Genomic DNA, 20,426 nt, shown 5'->3' with positions numbered 1-20,426 from the left:
AAATTGATTGAATATTAAAAATCAAAAGGTTACAAAATTTTTACCAATTAAGAATTAAAATCTTAACCCAACTCCACCTTGTAAAGATAAGGCTGTACCACCAGTATTTCGGTAGGCATCAAAGGCAATAATGGCATTACCAAAAATCACAGTATTACTATTAGGAATAACATAGTCAATTCCTGGTTGCAAAGCAAAGCTAATTTTATTACCAACAGGGGAAGGCGTATCACCACTAGTTAAGACTAAACCAGCACCTAAATAAGCATCTGTTTGCCAGTTGAGAGGGATGTCATAGGAAACAGTCGGGACTACTGCTGTTCCCTTACCAATTAAAGCTTGTGTGCGGAAAGAAATGGGTGTTTCTAGTAATTTGTAGCGAAAAGCCAGGACTCCACCCAATTGAGTACCGTCTGTCAACCCCACAGTCGGACCAATACCAACATAACTGCCATAAGCTACTTGTGCCTGTGCTGGTTGGGAGTTTACCACTAAACTCACAACTGTGCCGATTCCGATTATCCCAAGCCAATATTGAAAACGTTTCATTAGCCTACTCCTGACACACTCTGAATTTAATATAACTTAGGCAAGAGGTTTACTGAAGATCTTATTCTTGTCACCTGAGTTCGACATAAGATAATTTGTGGAAAACTGCCCCAAGTATGAGTCTCAAACCCTGATGATCTCGTTGAAAAAATCATAACTCTGTTCGCGTAGCGTCTCCGAAGGAGAAACTCCTAACACCGAACTCAGGTGGTGACAGTTTCAACTATCTGGATATCCTCAATTTTCCAATCCGACAAGGAAAAATGCACCTATTTTGAGACACCATCAGCTAAAACCTGGCACTTTTTTGTGGTAAAAATCCGCGAAACCCTTTGTTAATAAATGGTTTTAGGTTTATATGGCTAACGCCACGCTACGCTATCAGCAAGTCCTACTTATGTTAGGGAACTTAAAAATAACGATCGCTTAAGCTGTTACACAGCTAAATTGGTTACTGACTTTCTCCTCAAATTAACGGCTGATAAATATCCTCAGAAGCCGGATTCAGATAGGGATGCTGCACATCAATCAAGTTTCTGGCAAAGTGTTGGTTAATTAATTCTATTCTTTCTTCTAGGGCATTTTTACCCTTTTGCCAAGATTCTAACAGCGCATTGGCAACAATTTGACAACGGTTCATCCCAAAACTTTCTTGAGGTGCAAATTTTTGATTTGGTTCTTCTGCTAACCCTAATCCCGGTGCTAAAAATTTCGTAAATAAGGGAATTTCCGGCTGAAAGTAAGCTTGATGTTTTTGATAAATATCTTGAAGAATATTCCGAATTGTGGGGTAATCTCGGCGTTCAAAATGCAGCACACCAGCATCATAACGCTGATAGGCAGCGGGATTATAAAGAACTTGAAAACTAAAGGCAATTGCCGCATTATTCAAAGCTCGGGTTAAACTATCCATAAGGACAATTGCCCCGGATGATGTCACATGAAAATAAATTCGCCCTCCTCCTAAATCAGTATTCTGTGGATCTTTCTTTTCTATTGCTGTATTACTTACTGCTACATAACAGCCATTTTGTAAGCGATTTTTAGGCATCCATATTGCTATTAATTCCCCCACTTTAGGTGGCTTTCTCCGGGGTTGCAGATGACATTCTGGCTCGATATATAAGGTTAATCCATCCTTGTTTACAGCCATACTACCGTCAGGTTCAATTCTCAAAATCTGCCAATCGGGTTCATAATGACCTGCACCATGATTGCTATGATGTAGTTGTTCATAGAATTCTTCATCTACGCCTAAACTATTATTTTCTGGGAAATTTACCTGAGATTGACAGTTATTATTTGTGGCTAAGACTGTTTGTAGTGAACCGTTGTAATAAATACCATAGAGGAAATTTCTCAACAGTATATTCAAATATTTCTGTTTTAAAGAAGGTGAGTTGTGTTGAAACCTATTTGCTATATTTGTGGGTAAGGCAAAAGGTTGATAATTGGGATGGTAAATACGAAAATTAGGTTCTATCTGGATATTACTGGCAATATCGAATAATGTATTGAGAATTTGATTGGTAGAGTCATCAAACATTAATTTGTTTTGCACCTCAAATTTTAGGGAAATATATGTGTAACCATCAGGGATAATATTACTTTACTAACAACCGCGCAAGCGAGTTTTTTCGTAATAAAGACGGACTAATTTTCGTTCTTTATGGGGTTGGGAAAGTTTCTGGAATGTGGGTAATTGCAGGATTTCGACGGCGGAAATCCCAAAAATTGTTAATACTGATTGTTCTGGCATTGTTAAGAGGCTTTTAGCAACTTCGAGCATACATAAGTTACTATTGTCAAAGGATTTTTGGGATTCAATTCTGTGTTGAATTTGTTGAATTAATGCTAAACCAGCAAACTTAATTACCCGCAAAATGAAGTCTTGATGACATTCTAAAATCATGGGAAAGGCATCAAGATAAGCCTGAATTAAAGCTAAGATTGAAGGCTGTATTGCTTCTAGAGGAATCATCGCTAAATTTAAAGATTCTTCTAGCTCTAATGTCGGATCTACTATTAGGCTGGACAGCCACACATCTAAATAACTTGCTAATAAAGTTCCTAAATCAAAAGCTGGATCTCCCCAACCGCAAGCTTCCCAGTCAATTAATTTCATCAAGCAGTTATCTAGCTGTTCCCATCGAGAATGAACTAGAATGTTGCTCAATTGTAGATCATTGTGAGTTAAACAAGATGGTTTCCAATCATAAGCTAAGTCAGCGATCGCCGATTCTAAACTTTCATAACGCTGATACAGAAGATGAAATTGCAGTGCTTCCGTGGGAATTGTCCCAAATGTGTCTGGATTTATTGAGGGTATACCTTGGGCAGGATTGTAAAAATTATAGCGAAACTGTCCTGCGGGGGCAGCGGACATAAAATCACGATACTCACGTTTATTGAACGTGGCTCGGTGTAATCCTGCTAACGCAGTACCAATCGCGCTGGCGATCGCTGTGGGGAACATACTACTCTGTTGATAAAATTTTCCTAACTCCACATATTCGCTGAAGTAGCTCCGCACCAGAATAGAATTCTCTTCATCAAAATGTAACAATGATGATGCGATCGCCCCAATATTACCAATCACTGGAAATTTCTGTAATAGTTGGTGAAATAGCCATTCATTAAAGAGTTCATGGCAATTTTGATCATTATTAATGTGACGTTCTTGTTTAATTAACAGTTGGCGATTATCTGCCAGGATTACCAGTAAATTCCCATTTTTATTGCTATTTTCTGGCAATACAGATTTATATGCAGCGCCATCTTCCGCGCTACACAGCCCTGCCTTGAGCAGATACTGGATAACATTTTGAGAAGACAGTGATAATAACATGAATTATTTCCTAGTTATTTAAATGGCTAAAGAATTACCGCAGTCAATATTGAGGTGGCTGTAGCAGTTCTTAAGTTAATGGTAAAAAATTTACGAACCATTGCTACTATCTACTAATATCCCATTTGTGTCAGAAAGACCTGCCAAAATGGCAATATTAGCTATTTTTCTACTTTCAAGTCTACGGAAGAAACTATAAAATCTTTACAATATCTGTAGTAGAGCTTTGCACCTTGAATCAAACATTACTGTTGCCAAAATAGTTGCTGGTACATATCCAGTGAAAACAACGGTTACTTACATTTGTCAGTGATCCATGTTTCCTGTATATATGTTAGCAATTTACCCTGATAATCAGTATTAGTTTACTTTTGTCCCCAATCCCCTCTAGTATAATATATAAATGGCTATACTTGTATTCCTGTAGGTACAAGAGTCAGGAGTCCAGGAGGTAGGAGCGCACGCTTCGCTATCAGGAGTATGGCTAACGCCACGCTACGCTATCAGGAGGTAGGGGCGCAGGCCCTGCGCCCATTCAGGAGTTCAGGAGAAAGAATTGGAGGGAGGTAAGAATAATATAAATTAGACATAAGTAATGGGACAGAATTAATTACACAATTGATTTTTCTGTTCCCTGTTTCCTTTTAACCAGTTGATTGATGGATCATCTACCAATGCTGACGGCAAATACTATATCTTATACAGCGGTTCAACTTTTACAACGCCAAGCTGCCTCTCTTTTACTGTACCAATCTGTCCTAGACAGCGACGTAGGCAGAGCGTTTCTGAATTTATTACAAACCATCCGTTATACTGATGCAGATGGGCGAGATTGCCTCCAGGCTTACGGTAGTTATTTCCAAGCCTTAGCCAACAGTCATCAAACCTGGGAAGAATATCTGATTCAGCAAATTCTGATTGCGGATAATCCTTTTAGCAAATTGGCACAACGAGAAGAGTTTAGACAATTACCCTCGGCTTTAGTAGTGGCTGTACAACATGATTTGCAAATATTACAAAGTTTCTATGAATGTAATAGTGCGGTTTTGAGCGAGTGGGTACAAATAGCGACGCATTTACCGATTTCTCCTGTGGTTTGGTATCGAGAACCGGAAACCCTAGCAGGAGAAACGGGTTTAATGGTATCTCTTCCTCTGTTGGCAAATTGGGGTGATGCAGTAGCAGATTTAGCCGCTTATTATCAGCAATATGGAACTGGTTTATTTGCCAAATATAGGGCTTTCCGTTGGCAAAGCGGGCAGTTAGTTGGTATTAATTGTCCTGATGCGGTGAAACTGTCTACATTGGTGGGTTACGAGTGGCAAAAAGATGCTTTAGTCAAAAATACAGAGTTTTTATTGTCGGGCGAACCTGCATTGCACGTATTACTGTATGGTAGTCGTGGTTCAGGTAAGTCTTCTTTAGTTAAATCTTTATTAAATGAATATAGTCATAGAAATTTGCGCTTGATAGAAGTATCTAAGTCAGAATTGCCAGATTTACCAAAAATTGTCGAATTGTTGCGAGGTGTTCCTCAGAAATTTATTATTTTTGTAGATGATCTTTCCTTTGAAGAAGATGATAATAGTTTTAAAGCAATGAAAGTGGTTTTAGAGGGAAATGTAACTGCCAGACCGGAAAATGTAGTTGTATATGCTACGTCTAACCGTCGCCATTTAATCCGGGAATATTTTACTGATAGACCAGCCCCCAAGGATAACAATGAAGTTCATGGTTGGGATACAATGCAAGAAAAGTTGTCTTTTAGCGATCGCTTTGGTCTAACATTAACTTTTGCAGCTGCAGATCAAAAAACCTATTTACAAATAGTCCAGCACCTAGCAGCAAATATCAATATTTCTCCCGAAGATTTAGAATACAAAGCTTTACAATGGGCAACCCGTCATAATGGTCGTTCTGGCAGAACCGCAAGGCAGTTTATTGACTTTTTAAAGGCAGATTTAGCTGTATTTGGTGAAAATGTGAGGAATAATGACGTTAATTACTAATAATTCTAACAACTTGGCTACCATAAAACCTAGTAAGATGCAACCAACTATAGTTAGTCATCGAGTCGTACTAGGAATAACCGCTTTTAGTGTCAGTTTTGGTTTAAGTCTTGTTCCTAATTGGGATATTGCTAGAGCCTTTTTTACGGGAATAATTACGGTATTAGCTACTTATACAGCCGCATTTTTCGTTGATAAACGGCGAAGACATGATGACTTAAGGATGATTGGTTCTCTCCAAAGACGGATTCGAGATATAGAAGGATTAAAATCACGTATTCTCAAGGAAATAAACCAGTTAGAAGAATATAGAAATTTATTGTATGCAGAAACTCAGCAGTTAGAAAACCAAATTGGAGATTGTCGTAGTCAAAGAGATAGTTTGCATCGAGATATCGGCACATTAGCTGCTCAAAAAAAGCAAATTGAAGCCGAAATTTATAATCTTAAAAATGAATTTACCCATTTAGAGAATAGTAATATAGAGCTAAATAATAGTTGTAATAATTTGATTACAGAAAAGCGAAAATTAGAGCTAAATTGTCATGCCTCTCGTGCTGAAATCAATCAAATTCAACCTCAACTGGAAATAATTAAACAGCAGAAAAAAGAATTAGAAAATGATGTAATTTTGTTAGAAAGACTTAAACCACAATTAGAAGAAAAGCTTTATGAACTACGCATAGAAATTCAAAATCAAGAACTGGAAATTACTAAACAAAATAATCTACTAGTAGAAACAGGTATAACTAGAAATAATCTGGAAAATACGCTCCAATCATTACAGAATAAGACATTAGAACAAAAAACTGAAGTTAATCAACTGCAAAATCAAATTTCTGTCTTACAAGATGAACGGGATTTATTACAAAATCAAGTTTGGGAATTACTTCAACAAGTGGAAACAATCAATCCCTCAACATTGCCCGATAATGAAGAAAATAATTTAGATTTATTTCCTTTTGATGAATTACTAGAACCATTAGATCCCATAAATAGGAAACATGATCACACAGAAGATTTACCAACGGAATGGAATAATTTTTTCAACTATCTCCCCAGTCATAAAATTCAGGTTTTGAAAGCTATACTGGAACAAGATAACCCCAAAGCTACTATTAAAGAAATTGCTGAAGCTAATATTACTATGCCCAATCTCTTGATTGATGCTATTAATGAAATAGCTAGTAATACGATTGGTGACTTAATTATTGAAACCAATACCGAAGTCCCTGAAATTGTTACAGAACATTTATTAAATGTGAAAAAAATGATTAATAAATATTCAGAAATCGGTTACAGCAGAATTCAGGAGTAAACCTGGCTTTGTGTATAGGTTTCAATTGAGATTTTGTACCTAAAATCTAAATCAGCGAAGATGTTATTAGACAACCGCTATCGAATCATTAAAACTTTGGGGAGTGGTGGATTTGGCGAAACTTACTTAGCTGAAGATACCCAAATGCCATCCCAACGTCGTTGTGTAATAAAGCAGCTAAAACCGATTCAAAATAATACCCAAATTTATCAATTAGTGCAAGAACGCTTCCAACGAGAAGCAGAAATTTTAGAGGAACTTGGTTCTACATCTAATCAAATTCCTAGTTTATATGCTTATTTTCAATTTAATGATCAATTTTATTTAGTTCAGGAATTAATTGCAGGTGATACCGTCACAGAGAAAATTCAACAGCATGGAATACTTACGGAGAATGCTGTTAGAGAAATATTACTATCTTTGTTACCAGTTTTGGAATATGTTCATTCAAAACGTATTATTCACCGTGATATCAAACCCGATAATATAATTTTGCGTCATCATGATGGGAAACCAGTGCTAATTGATTTTGGTGCTGTCCGCGAATTAATGGGAACAGTAGTTAATTCACAAGGAAATCCCACTAGTTCAATTGTAATTGGTACACCTGGATTTATGCCGAGTGAACAAGCATCTGGTAGACCTGTTTATTCCAGTGATTTGTATAGTTTGGGATTAACAGCGATTTATTTATTAACAGGGAAAATTCCTCAAGACTTACCAACTGAACCAACTATGGGTAACATTTTGTGGCGACATTTTGCACCCCATTTGAATATTAATTTTGGGGATGTTTTGGATAAAGCTATTTCTTATCATCCTAAAGAACGCTTCTCTTCTGCTAGAGAGATGTTGACCGCTTTACAAACTCTCTCAAATCCCGTTGCACCTGCTTTTGTCCCAACACCTACAGTTATTGCAGCACCATCTGCCTTATCACTTGAAAATACAATTGCAGTAAGTCCAGGTAATGACGTACAAAATTCTCATCAAACTAATCAAAATACCGCTAGAGGTGGAATAATTCTTGCTAGTATAATTGCCAGTGGTTTAATTGGTGCTTCTATTATTGTTGGGTTTGCTATTAATAAATCACCCTTACCTATTGAATCATCAAATAATAAAAATACATCAGTATCTTCCTCTGCAAGTCAAGAAAATCAAAAAACATTATTATCTAAAAATCCCGAAAGTTCTTTACCTCAATTTTCTGCTAAAACAGAAACTAAAAATCAACAATTATCAGACTCATCTACACTAAATAATTCTATTTATTTTGTTGCTGATTCTGCTTTTCCAGATTTACAAACTGCAACCAATCAAGCTGACAATTTACAAGTAAAGGGTTATTCTCAAGCTGGAATATTCTGGATACCAGATTATCCTAATCTATCAGGTAAACGTTTATATCAAGTATATGCTAATCCGTTTAGTGATATCACAAACTGTATCAACTTCTTAAAAACCTATGGGAAAGTTAATTCAGATTCTTATTGTGTACTTGCTAGTAAAGATGCAAATACATCACCTAATCGGGTATTTTTCAAAGAAATTTCTAATGTCTCCATATCTAATACATCACCCATAAATACCACCAATGCAAATACCAATAATTATTTTTGGATCTCTCTAAGACGAGTTACCGAAGCAGATTTAGTAGGTAAAGATGGTTATGAATTAGATATTATGCGAAATACAGTGTTTGCTGTTAATGGTCGCAGGTTTGATACTCCTGGGTTACAAGAATATTTTAATCAACAGTCTTGGTATAATCCTCGATATTCACCAAAACAATTTCCAGTTAGTTTGCTATCAAAATTAGAACAGCAAAATGTGGAATATATTGCTAAATATCAAGATCAGAATAATCTACGTCATTTTAAAAAATAAATTTTGAATTATATGGTCACAATATATAGTTTTATCTTACGTGGAGTATTAATTTGAAAATTGAAAAAATATAATTAAAAGTTGTTAATTTAACAATAGGACAAAACAGGTGAAATAACTCGAAAAATAAGATTATGTAAAAATCATTGATTAATATTTGATAATGATACTTACCTTAAAATCTCCGTTAACTTCTCCAACAAATCTTCCGCTAAACCCAACAACTCAATCTCATCAATCGTTTCATTACTAGAACTGCGATCGCTCCCTACAACCCCAACACCACCTACTAACAAATCCTTAGCAGCAAAAATTCTCTGATTCTCTGTTAATTGACTTAAACAATATTCTACTGTTCACTGTTCACTGTTCACTGTTAACCGTCAACCGATAATTTCTGAAACAGATTTATCCTGTAACTTTTCCCGTACCTTTACCGCAACCGCATCATCACTTTCTAAGAAAGTTGTCATCTTTTCTATATAAGTTGGTTCATCATTATCATCTCCCCAAGTATCTAACCAATCACCCTCAACATCATCACAATACAAATAAGCTGCATCTAGCCCATATTTCATCATATCATTCTCTAATTGACGGGCTGTTTCTATATGTTGTAAAAAATTATCTAATTTCTCTTGACTGTTAGTTGGTTCTTTGTTAAGCATGATTACTCAATTTCCTATTGATAAGAATAAACAATATTCATATTCCCCAAAAGTAAAATAACAATTGTCAACACTGCAACCAACCAAGCAAAAAACTTTGTCAGTTGAGAATAAATAAATCCTTTGCAATTGATTTCTTTAATCCTGTTCATCATTCAATCCTGAACATCCTGATTCTGACAATTACCAGTTGCAGAAAAGTCATATTTCCCACAACTGGCATAACTTACCATTACCAATCCCTAACCTTATCTACGACTATCAAGTAAAGTATGGCGAGAAAAAATGCCCTTCAACTTTAAATTAGTGAAGACATTTATAGAATTTACTAATTCTCGTTGTTCAGAACTTAAGTTTAATGCTTCCAAAGCTTGATCAATATTATTACCATTATGTAATTCGTGAGCAAGCAAATCACGTTGAGATAAATCTAAAATTGCCGCAATTTCTTTATTTCGACGCTGACGAATTGCTTGTAGTGCTTGATTTTCTTGGGGAGTAAAATCATATTCAGATAATTTGATATTATCGTTAATTTCTCCAGAGTTGGTGAAGAAGTGACTAGCATAAGCAAAAGGAACTGACCAGGAGAAAAAGGTAATGGTAAAAATCAGAGCCAAAGTCAATAACCGTTGTGTTAATTTATTAATCATGTTGATTTTGAGGTTAATAACAGCTTAAGTTAAATTCTAACTAGGGAAAGAGTAGCCTAGACAATTTTCCTATTTCTGGATGCGACTTGCCAAAGAGAAACAAGCATTAATCAGCGCTTATTTAATAGAACAAACTTACTAGTCATTAAATGGCATAAATCCTGAGTTCAAGACAGTGACAAGGAAATCAGGCTGTTTCTATATTTAAGGTGAGCTAAAGTAGATAATGTTTTCTCTATGACTAAATTCAGAAATTGATCATCAGGATAATTATTAGGGCTTACGCATTGACAAAGTTTTCTAAATATGTAATGTGGGTTTTATCTCTTGTAGGGTGCGTCAGACCCAATAATTTGGTAAAAAACAGATTTCCTCTATCTGACGCACCCTACTCAATAAGTTATTCCCAAAGCCGAAAACGACGCAATTTCCTTCATTCATATGATGGTAAGTTAGTGAGCGTGCGTAAGTCCTAATTATTTTGCCAATAGATTGTAAAAAAATGTAAAGCCTGTATATTTAAATTAGATGATACATATTTTTGTCGGTTCATTATAAATTAGAAGTTTCAAAATTAATATCATACACATAGAGTTTTAACTATTCATTCCTTCAACTTGTTATCAGCCATGACACTACCTGAGCCTCAAACTGATGTTAAAGAAATTCCCCCGTCTCCCCCTAAATCCAATCGGTGGACGCGGTTGCTATTGGCCGCACTGTTATTGATTGGGGGTCTCAGCGGGATAGCATGGAAATTGCTACATCCTGAAAAACCAAATCCAGCAGTAGCTAATGCTCCACCTCCAGGGGTTAAAGTTAAACTATCACCAGTGCAAACAGGTACGGTTGAAGATAGTACGGAATATATAGCCGGTTTAGAATCTCGGCGTTCAGTCAATCTCCAACCGAGAATTCAAGGTCAGGTTTCCCAAATATTCGTCAAATCGGGAGATGCAGTTTCCTCCGGGACTGCGATTCTGCAAATAGATTCTCAACAGCAACAAGCCGCAGTTAGTAGTTTATCCGCCGCTGGTCGAGGTTCACAAGCGCAACTAGAAAATGTTCGCGCTACCCTGAAATCTTTACAAGCAGAACGTTTAGCAAATATTGCCGATCTGCGCTTAAATCAGCAAGAGTATAAGCGTTATTCTGAATTAGCTGCACAAGGGGCTGTATCTCGTCAGACCCAAGATTTATATGCTAACAAACTAGCGACAGCAAAAGCCCAACTAGGGGCGATAGATTCCCGCATTCAAGCTCAAATAGCTACCATATCCCAGGTAGAAAAATCTTTAGAACAAGCTGATGCCAATATTAGACAACAACAAATTCAACTTCAATATTATACAATTACTGCTCCTTTCTCTGGAACTGTGGGTGATGTTCCCGTGAAAGTAGGGGATTTTGTGAATACTTCCACACCATTAGCTACGATTACCCAAAACCGACCTTTAGACGTTAAAATTCAGGTTCCCTTGGAAAAAGGTACACAATTACGTCCAGGATTGCCTGTGGAATTAATTAACCCTCAGGGTAAAATTATTGGTAATAGTAGTATCTTCTTTATTTCTCCTAATATAACAAATAACTCTCAATCAATATTAGTGAAGGCACTTTATAACAATGATAATGGGCAACTTCGATCTGATCAATTAATTCGGGCTAAGGTGATTTGGAATCAACGTTCTGGGGTGCTAGTTCCCACTACAGCCATATCTCGAATCGCTGGGGAAACTTTTGTATTTGTAGCCGAAACGGGAAAATCTCCTCAAGGTGGTTCTCAATTAATAGCTAAACAAAAACAGGTGAAATTAGGCAATATTAAAGGGAATAATTATCAAGTAATCGAGGGATTACAAAGAGATGAAAAATTGATAATTTCAGGAATACAAAATCTCCGAGATGGACTGCCAATAATTCCTGAAAATTAGGTGACAGTTGACAGGTGACAGGTGACAGTTAAGAGGGAATAGGAAGAATCACCAATTACCAATTACCAATTACTAATTACCAATTTATGTTTGTTGATTTCTTTATTAAAAGACCTGTATTTACCAGCGTCTGCGCTATTATCATTTTACTTGTTGGTGCAATCAGTATTCCCGCATTGCCTACAGCCCAGTATCCAGAGATTAGTCCTACGCAGATTATCGTCAATTCTAATTATGTTGGCGCTAGTGCGGAAATTGTTGAAAGTACCGTCACAACGATTTTAGAGCGGCAAATTAACGGTGTCGAAGGCATTAAATATATGACTTCGAGCAGTAGTAATGATGGTAGTAGTACGATTACTGTCACATTTGATGCTTCACGGGATAAGGATATTGCCGCCGTTGATGTGCAAAACCGCGTCACCTCGGCTGAACCCCAGTTACCAGAAGCGGTGAAGCAAACAGGAGTGACTGTGAGTAAACAGTCTAACAATATTCTGTTAGCGATCGGTTTGTTTAGTGATAATAAAGCCTTAAATAACGTCTTTTTAAGTAATTATGCTGATTTATACTTAGTAGATACCCTGAAGCGGATTAAAGGTGTCAGTGAGGCGCGGATTTTTGGTGAACGTCGCTATGCAATGCGTCTATGGCTTGACCCGAATAAATTGGCTAGTCGGAATCTAACTACTGATGATGTTATTGATGCCCTGAATGAACAAAATTTACAGGTAGGTGCGGGGAAAATTGGACAAGAGCCAGCCGTAGATGGTCAGATGTATCAAATTGACTTGAGGGCAGTTAGTAGGCTGACGGAGGTTGAGGAATTTGAAAATGTGGTAATTAAAACTGCTGGTGACGGTAGTTTGATTAAGTTGAAAGATGTGGGAAGGGCGGAATTGGGAGCGCAAAACTATAGTTCATTTCTCCGGTTTAAGGGGAATGAAGGTGTAGGGGTTGGGATATTTCCGACACCGGGAAGTAATGTTTTAAACGTTGCTAATTTGGTCAAAAAGGAAATGGTGCGATTATCCCAAAGCTTTCCACCGGGGATGAAATATCAAGTGGCATTTGACACCACTACGATTGTAGAGGAATCTTTGGCAGAAGTGGTAAAAACTCTTCTAGAGGCGATCGCTCTGGTAATTCTCGTGATCTTTATTTTCCTCCAAGATTGGCGCACCACCTTAATTCCTGTGATCACCATTCCTCTGTCATTGGTGGGGACTTTCGCCTTTGTCAAAGCCTTTGGTTTTTCCATCAACACCTTAACCATGTTTGGTTTAACCCTCGCCACAGGAATGGTAGTTGATGACGCAATTATTGTCGTGGAAAACATTTCCCGCTTAATTCAAGAAGAAGGAATGACACCACGACGAGCCGCTTCAGTCTCCATGCAAGAGCTATTTGGGGCTGTAATTGCTACTTCCCTAGTATTAATGGCGGTATTTGTCCCCGTCGCCTTTTTCCCCGGTGCAACTGGACAAATTTACAAACAATTTGCCCTGACAATTGCCTTTTCTATCGCCATTTCCACATTTTTGGCTCTCACCCTCACCCCTTCTCTTTCTGCCTTATTGTTGCGGCAAAGACCCGCAACTAGAGGGATTTTTGGTTGGGTATTCGGTCGAATCAACTGGTTTTTAGAAGCCATGGGTTGGGGATACGAGCGCTCTTTAAGATTTTTAACGAGAATAAAAGCAATTGTTCTCCTGTTGTTTATCGCTTCATTAGGTTTCACCGCTTGGTTGTACATGACCGTACCCACCGCATTTCTCCCCGACGAAGACCAAGGTTATTTCATTACCATTATCCAAGGACCAGAAGGTTCTTCACTCAAATACACCAGTAAAGTCATGAGTGAGGTAGAAGCAACAATCCTCAAATTACCCGAAGTTACAGGGACTTTTGCGATCGGTGGTTTTGGTTTTAGTGGTAGCAGTGCTAACAGCGGTGTAATTTTTACAACCCTCAAATCCTGGGACGAACGCAAACAATCAAATCAAACAGTACAAGCCATTATTGGCAATTTAAGAAAAAGCTTTTCACGAATTACCGAAGCTAGAGTTTTCCCTGTTAACCCCCCCGCAATTCGCGGTTTAGGTAGTTTTAGTGGGTTTCAATTTCAATTACAAGATATAGCCGGCACTAACAGCTTGAATTCTATGCTGCAAACCGTTGGTCAGTTCATGATCCAGGGAAATCAAACCCCCGGACTACAAGCTGTATTTAGTACCTTTACCGCCAATACACCCCAAATCTTAATTGAAGTTGACCGCAACAAAGCTAAATCTCTACAAGTTTCTATTGACGATATTTTTAAAACCCTGCAAACTTATTTGGGTTCAAGATATGTCAACGATTTTAATTTTCTTTCCCGCACATATCGGGTATATATCCAAGCAGATGCTCAGTTTCGTTCCAATCCTGATGATATCGGTTTATTAAATGTGCGTTCTGCAACTAATCAGATGATTCCTCTGAGTAGTTTGGTCAAATTAACTCCCACAACAGGAGCGCAAACTATTAATCATTACAACTTATTTCGTTCCATTGAAATTAACGGTTCTCCCGCTCCTGGTACTAGTTCTGGACAAGCAACTTTAGCTATGGAACAACTAGCTAAAAAGATATTACCCACAAGCATGGGATATGAATGGTCAGGTATTGCGGCTCAGGAAAAAGAATCTGGTGGACAAGCACCGATCATTTTTAGTTTGGGATTACTTTTCGTCTTTTTAGTCTTAGCTGCTCAATATGAAAATTATGTTGACCCTTTGATTATTATGTTGTCAGTTCCCTTGGCTATTATGGGAGCTTTAGCATCACAATCATTACGAGGTTTAAACAATGATGTATTTTGCCAAGTTGGGTTAGTCATGTTAATTGGTTTAGCCAGTAAAAACGCAATTTTAATTGTCGAATTTGCTAACCAATTACGAGAACAGCAAGGTTTATCAATTACCAAAGCCGCCGTAGAAGCAGCACAAGGTCGGTTACGTCCTATTCTCATGACGGCTTTTTCGACTTTGTTAGGAATTTTTCCCCTAGCAACTGCTACAGGTGCAGGTGCTGCGAGTCGTCAATCTCTGGGTACTGCTGTATTTGGCGGAATGTTTGTGGCGACTTTTTTAAGTTTATTTATTGTGCCAATTCTTTACATTATCATTGGTACAATTCGCCAAGGTTTGCAACCAGTTCATCATTCTTCCCATTTAGAAATGCAAGAAGAAGATCATGTTTCATTAAGATAGTAAGCCTGTAGGGGACGGGTTTCCCTGCCCTCGATTGTATTACTGTTGTAGAGCCAATTTTTTTAGCATTTAAGGAGATATATAATGATAGAGCAAACTCAATTAGTAGATGTTCAGCAGTGGATTAAAACCCGTGCTTCTCTAGATGCCAACGAGTCAAATTTTTTAAGTTGGACAGGAAATATTTATAGTTTTATTCCTGGAGAAAAACGACAACTATTATTTAAAATTGTGGGAATGAGTGTGAGTAGGTGTATTCCCACAGGTGAAGGTAGTTGGGATTTTACTTCTAGAGAATTAACCTATTACCTCAACCCAGAAACCAAAGAGATCTTACATAAATGGGAAAATCCTTGGACACAGGAAACAGTCACCGTTATGCACGTTGCCAATAGTCCTGTTCAGGGTAAATTTAAAGGTCAATTACCTGTGCAATTAGACGGAGAAAAAACGAATTTTGTATTTGATATCTTTCCTAATTATCCCAATCCTTTAGCCGAAAACCCCGAATTTGCTGATTATTGTCCAGGAGGAATTTATCAAGCAGCAGAACTATTTAAAATCTCTGTTCCCACAGCGGATTTAGAAAATTTACAATTAAATTCAGTTACACAATTAAGCATATCCTGGGATAGAATTGGTCAATGGTTGCCCTGGATGAAAATGGGTGAACATCCTGGTTATTTAATCTACAGTGCTACAGGTAAAAAAGTTAGTGGATTAACAGAATTACATCCAATTTTACACCGGGAGATTAACACTCGCGTTCCTTTATATAAAGCAGCCCCAAAAAGTTATATTGAGGGAGAAGATATGACATCTTGGCTTTATTTTCAAAAGCATTTTTCCGCATATTTAGCTGGAGAAATATTCCCCATACCAGCACCAGCAGAAGATTAATTAACAATTAAGTAGGTTGGCGTTAAAAATTGTCGTTATGGCAAGGCAAGAGGCAAGAGATTTTGGGCGATTTTACTTTTCTGTACACAGATTGGTTTTATTGTGTTCACTTACTTACAGCAGTTTTCATGTATTTAGACCAAACTCTTGATTCCTCTCTGCGGCTCTGCGTCTGGAGCGTGAAACAAAAAAATGTGGTTCATTTACCCGAAAATCGCTGTAATTACAACTTTTGCATATTGTGACTCAGAGGATCAAAATTTCTCGGAAATTTGGTGCTTTCATCATAATATGCACGATTTAAATTCGCGCCATACAACTTAGTATCATGCAGCCTAGCACCTCGAAGATTTGCTTCAGTGAGATTAACACCGGATAAATTTGCTCTTGTCAAATTTGCCTTGACTAAATTTGCTCTACTCAAATCTGCTCCCCAAAGTTTAGCTTTAGCTAAGTTAGCTTCACTTAAATCAGCTCCCCATAAATTAATCCCTGGTAAATAAGCATTAATTAGTTTAGCTTTGATTAGTTGAGCAGAAACAAAATATGTTTCACCCGCAAGATAACGCCGTTTTAGTTCCTCAGTTTCCATATTTAACCTACTTGAGCCACAAAACCTCTATCCTCAGAATACTGCTTAAATTATTTGTTGGTGTGTTCTTTGCACAAAAATTTCTGCTTATACAAAATATAAATAGTATTATTAAGAACTAGTAAATTAATACTATTTGTGGAAGTGCAGCTATTTGACACATAAAAAACGCCTGAGTTTTTAACCCAAGCGTTCCCCGTATAACTTTCTACCAATTCACTACTATTGTAACATTTAAAACCTGCGACTCAAATAACAGAAAGTATAAGCAGCGCCAGGAAAATTGTAACAAATATCAGATGAAGTGGTATCACTCCTTGCATTCATTCAGCATATCTCTTTTAAAGTCAAATTGCTAGTGTAGGAAGTGACACTTTCTTAACTGACACTAGTTAGAAATGAATCCTAGTAGATAGTAGTTGATCAAACACGGCTAAATAGTAAATATCCCAGTATTCCTGTATAAAGATTTTATAGTTGCCCTATAAAGCAATTTATTTTTGAAGATTCCTCATTCTCACTTTGTCATCTTCAACAACGCTGAAATGCCCACACCAATCATCATGCAGAGCGATCGCTCTTACAACTTTTTCAGCTACTATTGCGCTAGAAGGTGCTTTAATCCGAAATAAGATGATGCCAGTTGTAGCAGGTAACTGTGAACGAAAAGCCAATTCTCCAAAGTCTTTATCAAAGGTTAAAAGAATACGGTTTTCTGCTTGAGCGCGACTTAATACTTGAGGATCAGAGATGCCGGTGAGTCTACTCTAATCCAGGCTACATCGTGTCCGTGTTGTCTCAGAGCTTCAACAGCATCAAGGGGAAAGTTTTCGTTAGCAAGGAAACGCATGAATTAGGCAGGAATAGCGTAGATTTTTTCAGATTTTAGGGAAGCACTAGCATAGGCAAGACAGGCTTGAATGTCTGCAAGGGTAATACCTGGATAATTACGCAAAATTTCGTCATTACTCCAGCCTTGGGACAGAAGATCGATGATAAATTCTACCGCCAGTCGTGTTCCTTTGATAATAGGTTTACCGACTAAGATGTTTGGGTCAATGGTAATTCGAGATTGCCAATCCATAAGTACAAATATGTAAAGCTGTTATTAGTGTTCTACTTGAGGGGCTATACCTTCGGTAAGCTACGCTAACGCACTCCTCTAGTTTATCTCATGCGATCGCCCTCGGAAATGCTATAATAATCGGTTAGTGAGTTATGAGAACAAGTCATGCCTGAGCTAAAAGTTAGCATCAGTGAAACTACACACAAAACTCCTCCTGCTACCACTAAAGGTAAAATAACTTCTGGTAACGTCAATACTCTTTCAATAATTGCAGTGTCACCATTTAAAAAACGAACTGCAACAGAAGTATCTAAAGCAATTTCACCACTCATTTTTATCTACCTGACGACATTCTGCAATTGACTGTTTTATCTCTGTTGCTTCTGCGTCGCTTAAAATTCCTGCAAATTTGGCTAGAGGATGATCTTTGCGTGTAGCTTTCACACGATGTAAATAATCTAGTAAAAGTTGTACAATGTCATCAGGAGTTTTTTCGAGTTCTTGGATTAATTGTTCACGGTTTGTCATATATTTAAGCCTCCAAAGCATAATAAATGGCGATCGCACTCCTCTAGTTTATCTCATGCGATCGCCCTCGGAAATGCTATAATAATCGGTTAGTGAGTTATGAGAACAAGTCATGCCTGAGCTAAAAGTTAGCATCAGTGAAACTACACACAAAACTCTGCTAACGATGGTAGAAGACTCTGGTGAGACAATTCAATCAGTTTTACATAGCGGACGGGGTTGAAGGTTAGAAAAGGAGGATTTTTAATTATGACTCAAGCAGTAGAAACGCAAAAATCTATTTTAGAAATAGTCCAAAATCTAACCCCTCAACAACAGGAGGAGATTTTAAATTTTATTGAGTTTTTACAGTTCAAATCACAAAAATATGATATATCCACAAAAGGTAAATCTCAGCAAAAATCACCAGAAGAATTAGGCTGGCCTCCTGGTTTTTTTGAACAAACTTATGGTAGTTGTCAAGATGATCCTATTGTTATTGATGATGAGGATAATTTTGCCCAAAGAGAAGAAGCTGCATGATTTATTTGCTAGATACTAATTAATAATTGTCTGAATCAGGATGTCCAGGATTAAAGGATTAACAGGATGAAAATAGGGATTAATTTATGATATTTTTCTAAGTTTAGGACTGACATATAAGTTAGGAGTTTTGCGGCTTCTAGACTCTGTTGGGCTTTGAGGAGGAGTTCCCGTTGTTCCTCTGTCATAGAAGAACGCCCTCTTTACGGATATTACGAAGCAAAGATCCGTTGCGGGTTTGGTAGTGGGTTTCGTCCATGAAAAGACAGCTAATGACAACATCATATTCTAGGGAAAGATCAGCGATCGCCTTACCCGTGCGTTTGATTTCTTCTCCGGGGTTAACGGGAGATTTCAGCACCACCAACACATCTATATCTGATCCGGGTTCTGCATCACCACGAGCTTGAGAACCAAAGAGGGTGAGGTTTTGTAGGCGATCGCCATACAGGTCAGTGAGTTCTTGTTTGAGGAGAGTGAGAATAGGTTTTAGGTTAATGTTCATGGTTATAAGGGCGATCTGAACTTTTCACGGGAATTAGGCATACAATAGCTGATTGTGAATTTCATCAGCCATTAACGTATTTACCAAAATACCAACCCGTTGTGCGATTTCATAGGCATTTTTTTGAGGGACAACAATAATTCCAGAATGCTGTCTGTCTTCCTCCATGTATTGAAAATGCAGTCGTTCAAAATCAACTCGGTTATGGGTGAGGATACATCTATTTAGAGAAGTTGCAAGTTCAAGCTGTTGAAGATCAGTTTTACCGAGAGTTGCTTGTTCAGGAACGGTTGTCACATCCAAACCACGAGAACGCAAAAGGGTTGCGACTAATGCGGACATATCCTCATCTATGTAAAGTGCTGCAAATATGGTCATACTGTGCCTAATGCAGCCTTTACAGCAGGATGTATTAATTCATTAGGTATTTGATTTCGTTCAATATAATCATTAATTTCTGCTTGATGATCTAAATAAAAACTCAAGGCATCAAATACTTGTGCCAGTGTTAAATGTGGTAAATGATTAGGTATTTCTTCTGGCATAATTCCTAATCTCCATAGACCGACAATAGCACGGATAGATGTACGAGTGCCTGTGATAATTGGCTCTCCACCTAAAATTTCAGGATTGTGGGTAACATAGCGTGAGGAGGTTTCAGCAAACATAAGATAAGTTGCTCAGGTAGTCTGATGTTTTCTCTAGTTTATCTCATGCGTTAGCGAAGCTTACCGAAGGTATCGCTTGATTCTTCTATATTAAATATGGCGATCACACTCCTCTAGTTTATCTCATGCAAACTGACAAATTAGAGCTTACGCTATCGCTTCCCTCGTCCCAGGTATCGCCCTGATGCAAATCAAAAAGGCAGAAGTTATGAAGGAATGAACCACGAAGACACGAAGAACACGAAGGGAAGAGAGTTTCAGAGGTATTTTGCGTAATTTCTAATAATGTAACTTTACAATAAGAGCGATCGCACTCCTCTAGTTTATCTCATGCGAACATTGCTCTCCTGATAGCAGGTGTCGCTCTCATGCAAACAATAAAGGTGGGTTAATTCGTAACCGTTCAGGGGGTACAAAGAAAACGAAAAACAACCCCCAAAATCCAGCAATAAAATTAAGCAGCTTTCAACAAGTCAGAATCATCAGAATCAGCAGTAACTTGTGGAAGCAAAGAAGGCACAG

The 20,426-nt window shown here is 37.6% G+C and carries 22 protein-coding genes; 7 read left to right on the top strand and 15 right to left on the bottom strand.

Annotation, left to right across the window (positions count from 1 at the left end):
- Window positions 1-54: 54 nt before the first annotated feature.
- From IQ226_RS17735 to IQ226_RS17725, 3 genes are all read right to left on the bottom strand, one after another.
- On the bottom strand, window positions 55-549 hold the full coding sequence (locus IQ226_RS17735) for a hypothetical protein (RefSeq protein ID WP_193897467.1): 495 nt from the start codon (window positions 547-549) through the stop codon (window positions 55-57).
- 466 nt (window positions 550-1,015) lie between these two features.
- Complete coding sequence (locus IQ226_RS17730) at window positions 1,016-2,095, bottom strand: T3SS effector HopA1 family protein (RefSeq protein WP_193897464.1); 1,080 nt, start codon at window positions 2,093-2,095, stop codon at window positions 1,016-1,018.
- A gap of 66 nt (window positions 2,096-2,161) precedes the next feature.
- The gene (locus IQ226_RS17725) at window positions 2,162-3,397 is read right to left on the bottom strand and encodes an aminoglycoside phosphotransferase family protein (RefSeq protein WP_193897462.1); all 1,236 of its coding nucleotides are present in this window, start codon (window positions 3,395-3,397) and stop codon (window positions 2,162-2,164) included.
- Between the two features lie 659 nt (window positions 3,398-4,056).
- Here IQ226_RS17725 and IQ226_RS17720 point away from each other — a divergent pair.
- Genes IQ226_RS17720 through IQ226_RS17710 form a run of 3 tightly spaced genes read left to right on the top strand, consistent with a single transcriptional unit; the run spans window position 4,057 to window position 8,614 of the window.
- Complete coding sequence (locus IQ226_RS17720) at window positions 4,057-5,406, top strand: ATP-binding protein (protein WP_193897460.1); 1,350 nt, start codon at window positions 4,057-4,059, stop codon at window positions 5,404-5,406.
- Window positions 5,390-6,724 carry a tellurite resistance TerB C-terminal domain-containing protein gene (locus tag IQ226_RS17715; RefSeq protein WP_193897458.1) on the top strand — a complete coding sequence of 445 codons (1,335 nt, stop codon included), beginning with the start codon at window positions 5,390-5,392 and terminating at the stop codon, window positions 6,722-6,724. The genes IQ226_RS17720 and IQ226_RS17715 overlap by 17 nt, the downstream gene beginning before the upstream one ends.
- A gap of 60 nt (window positions 6,725-6,784) precedes the next feature.
- The gene (locus tag IQ226_RS17710) at window positions 6,785-8,614 is read left to right on the top strand and encodes a YARHG domain-containing protein (RefSeq protein WP_193897456.1); all 1,830 of its coding nucleotides are present in this window, start codon (window positions 6,785-6,787) and stop codon (window positions 8,612-8,614) included.
- Window positions 8,615-8,784: 170 nt separating this feature from the next.
- Here IQ226_RS17710 and IQ226_RS26015 read toward each other — a convergent pair whose 3' ends face one another.
- The 3 genes from IQ226_RS26015 to IQ226_RS17700 all read right to left on the bottom strand — a co-directional run bounded on the left by IQ226_RS26015 (window position 8,785) and on the right by IQ226_RS17700 (window position 9,935).
- Window positions 8,785-8,910 (bottom strand): hypothetical protein, encoded by a 126-nt coding sequence (locus tag IQ226_RS26015; RefSeq protein WP_370567190.1) that lies wholly within the window; start codon window positions 8,908-8,910, stop codon window positions 8,785-8,787.
- Between the two features lie 87 nt (window positions 8,911-8,997).
- Entirely contained in the window at window positions 8,998-9,282 is a 285-nt protein-coding gene (locus IQ226_RS26010; RefSeq protein WP_370567189.1) for a hypothetical protein, read from the bottom strand.
- 248 nt (window positions 9,283-9,530) lie between these two features.
- Window positions 9,531-9,935: a hypothetical protein gene (locus tag IQ226_RS17700; protein WP_193897454.1), complete on the bottom strand. Its 405-nt coding sequence runs from the start codon at window positions 9,933-9,935 to the stop codon at window positions 9,531-9,533.
- Window positions 9,936-10,564: 629 nt separating this feature from the next.
- Here IQ226_RS17700 and IQ226_RS17695 point away from each other — a divergent pair.
- The 3 genes from IQ226_RS17695 (at window position 10,565) to IQ226_RS17685 (ending at window position 16,023) form a co-directional block, all read left to right on the top strand.
- Window positions 10,565-11,869, top strand: a complete 1,305-nt coding sequence (locus tag IQ226_RS17695; RefSeq protein ID WP_193897452.1) for an efflux RND transporter periplasmic adaptor subunit — start codon at window positions 10,565-10,567, stop codon at window positions 11,867-11,869.
- A gap of 86 nt (window positions 11,870-11,955) precedes the next feature.
- The gene (locus IQ226_RS17690) at window positions 11,956-15,123 is read left to right on the top strand and encodes an efflux RND transporter permease subunit (protein WP_193897450.1); all 3,168 of its coding nucleotides are present in this window, start codon (window positions 11,956-11,958) and stop codon (window positions 15,121-15,123) included.
- 84 nt (window positions 15,124-15,207) lie between these two features.
- On the top strand, window positions 15,208-16,023 hold the full coding sequence (locus IQ226_RS17685) for a DUF1838 domain-containing protein (protein WP_193897448.1): 816 nt from the start codon (window positions 15,208-15,210) through the stop codon (window positions 16,021-16,023).
- 223 nt (window positions 16,024-16,246) lie between these two features.
- On the opposite strand, the gene IQ226_RS17680 is transcribed toward IQ226_RS17685, so the two are convergent.
- From IQ226_RS17680 to IQ226_RS17660, 6 genes are all read right to left on the bottom strand, one after another.
- Window positions 16,247-16,615 carry a pentapeptide repeat-containing protein gene (locus tag IQ226_RS17680; protein ID WP_193897446.1) on the bottom strand — a complete coding sequence of 123 codons (369 nt, stop codon included), beginning with the start codon at window positions 16,613-16,615 and terminating at the stop codon, window positions 16,247-16,249.
- Window positions 16,616-17,109: 494 nt separating this feature from the next.
- Window positions 17,110-17,322, bottom strand: a complete 213-nt coding sequence (locus IQ226_RS25650; protein ID WP_370567192.1) for a DUF5615 family PIN-like protein — start codon at window positions 17,320-17,322, stop codon at window positions 17,110-17,112.
- Between the two features lie 23 nt (window positions 17,323-17,345).
- The gene (locus IQ226_RS26005) at window positions 17,346-17,465 is read right to left on the bottom strand and encodes a DUF5615 family PIN-like protein (RefSeq protein WP_370567188.1); all 120 of its coding nucleotides are present in this window, start codon (window positions 17,463-17,465) and stop codon (window positions 17,346-17,348) included.
- A 3-nt stretch (window positions 17,466-17,468) separates the two neighbouring features.
- Entirely contained in the window at window positions 17,469-17,699 is a 231-nt protein-coding gene (locus IQ226_RS17670; protein WP_193897444.1) for a DUF433 domain-containing protein, read from the bottom strand.
- A gap of 83 nt (window positions 17,700-17,782) precedes the next feature.
- A complete protein-coding gene (locus tag IQ226_RS25250) occupies window positions 17,783-18,013 on the bottom strand; it encodes a hypothetical protein (RefSeq protein ID WP_228039526.1) in 231 nt (76 codons plus the stop codon).
- Complete coding sequence (locus IQ226_RS17660; protein WP_193897442.1) at window positions 18,003-18,209, bottom strand: hypothetical protein; 207 nt, start codon at window positions 18,207-18,209, stop codon at window positions 18,003-18,005. The genes IQ226_RS25250 and IQ226_RS17660 overlap by 11 nt, the downstream gene beginning before the upstream one ends.
- Before the next feature lie 249 nt (window positions 18,210-18,458).
- On the opposite strand from IQ226_RS17660, the gene IQ226_RS17655 reads away from it, so the two are divergent.
- A complete protein-coding gene (locus IQ226_RS17655; RefSeq protein ID WP_193897440.1) occupies window positions 18,459-18,731 on the top strand; it encodes a DUF2281 domain-containing protein in 273 nt (90 codons plus the stop codon).
- Window positions 18,732-18,915: 184 nt separating this feature from the next.
- Here IQ226_RS17655 and IQ226_RS17650 read toward each other — a convergent pair whose 3' ends face one another.
- From IQ226_RS17650 to IQ226_RS17640, 3 genes are read right to left on the bottom strand one after another with little or no spacing between them, the layout of a single operon-like run.
- Window positions 18,916-19,236, bottom strand: coding sequence for a nucleotidyltransferase domain-containing protein (locus tag IQ226_RS17650; RefSeq protein WP_193897438.1), 321 nt, complete (start codon window positions 19,234-19,236; stop codon window positions 18,916-18,918).
- Between the two features lie 33 nt (window positions 19,237-19,269).
- A complete protein-coding gene (locus IQ226_RS17645) occupies window positions 19,270-19,614 on the bottom strand; it encodes a DUF5615 family PIN-like protein (protein ID WP_193897436.1) in 345 nt (114 codons plus the stop codon).
- Window positions 19,611-19,904 (bottom strand): DUF433 domain-containing protein, encoded by a 294-nt coding sequence (locus tag IQ226_RS17640; RefSeq protein ID WP_193897434.1) that lies wholly within the window; start codon window positions 19,902-19,904, stop codon window positions 19,611-19,613. The genes IQ226_RS17645 and IQ226_RS17640 overlap by 4 nt, the downstream gene beginning before the upstream one ends.
- Window positions 19,905-20,426 lie beyond the last annotated feature (522 nt).

Origin of the sequence: Dolichospermum sp. LEGE 00240, assembly GCF_015207875.1 — a bacterium.
Classification (GTDB): domain Bacteria; phylum Cyanobacteriota; class Cyanobacteriia; order Cyanobacteriales; family Nostocaceae; genus Dolichospermum; species Dolichospermum gracile.
The sequence above is the reverse complement of the archived record's forward strand: the minus strand, read 5'-3'. Positions and strand labels throughout refer to the sequence as shown.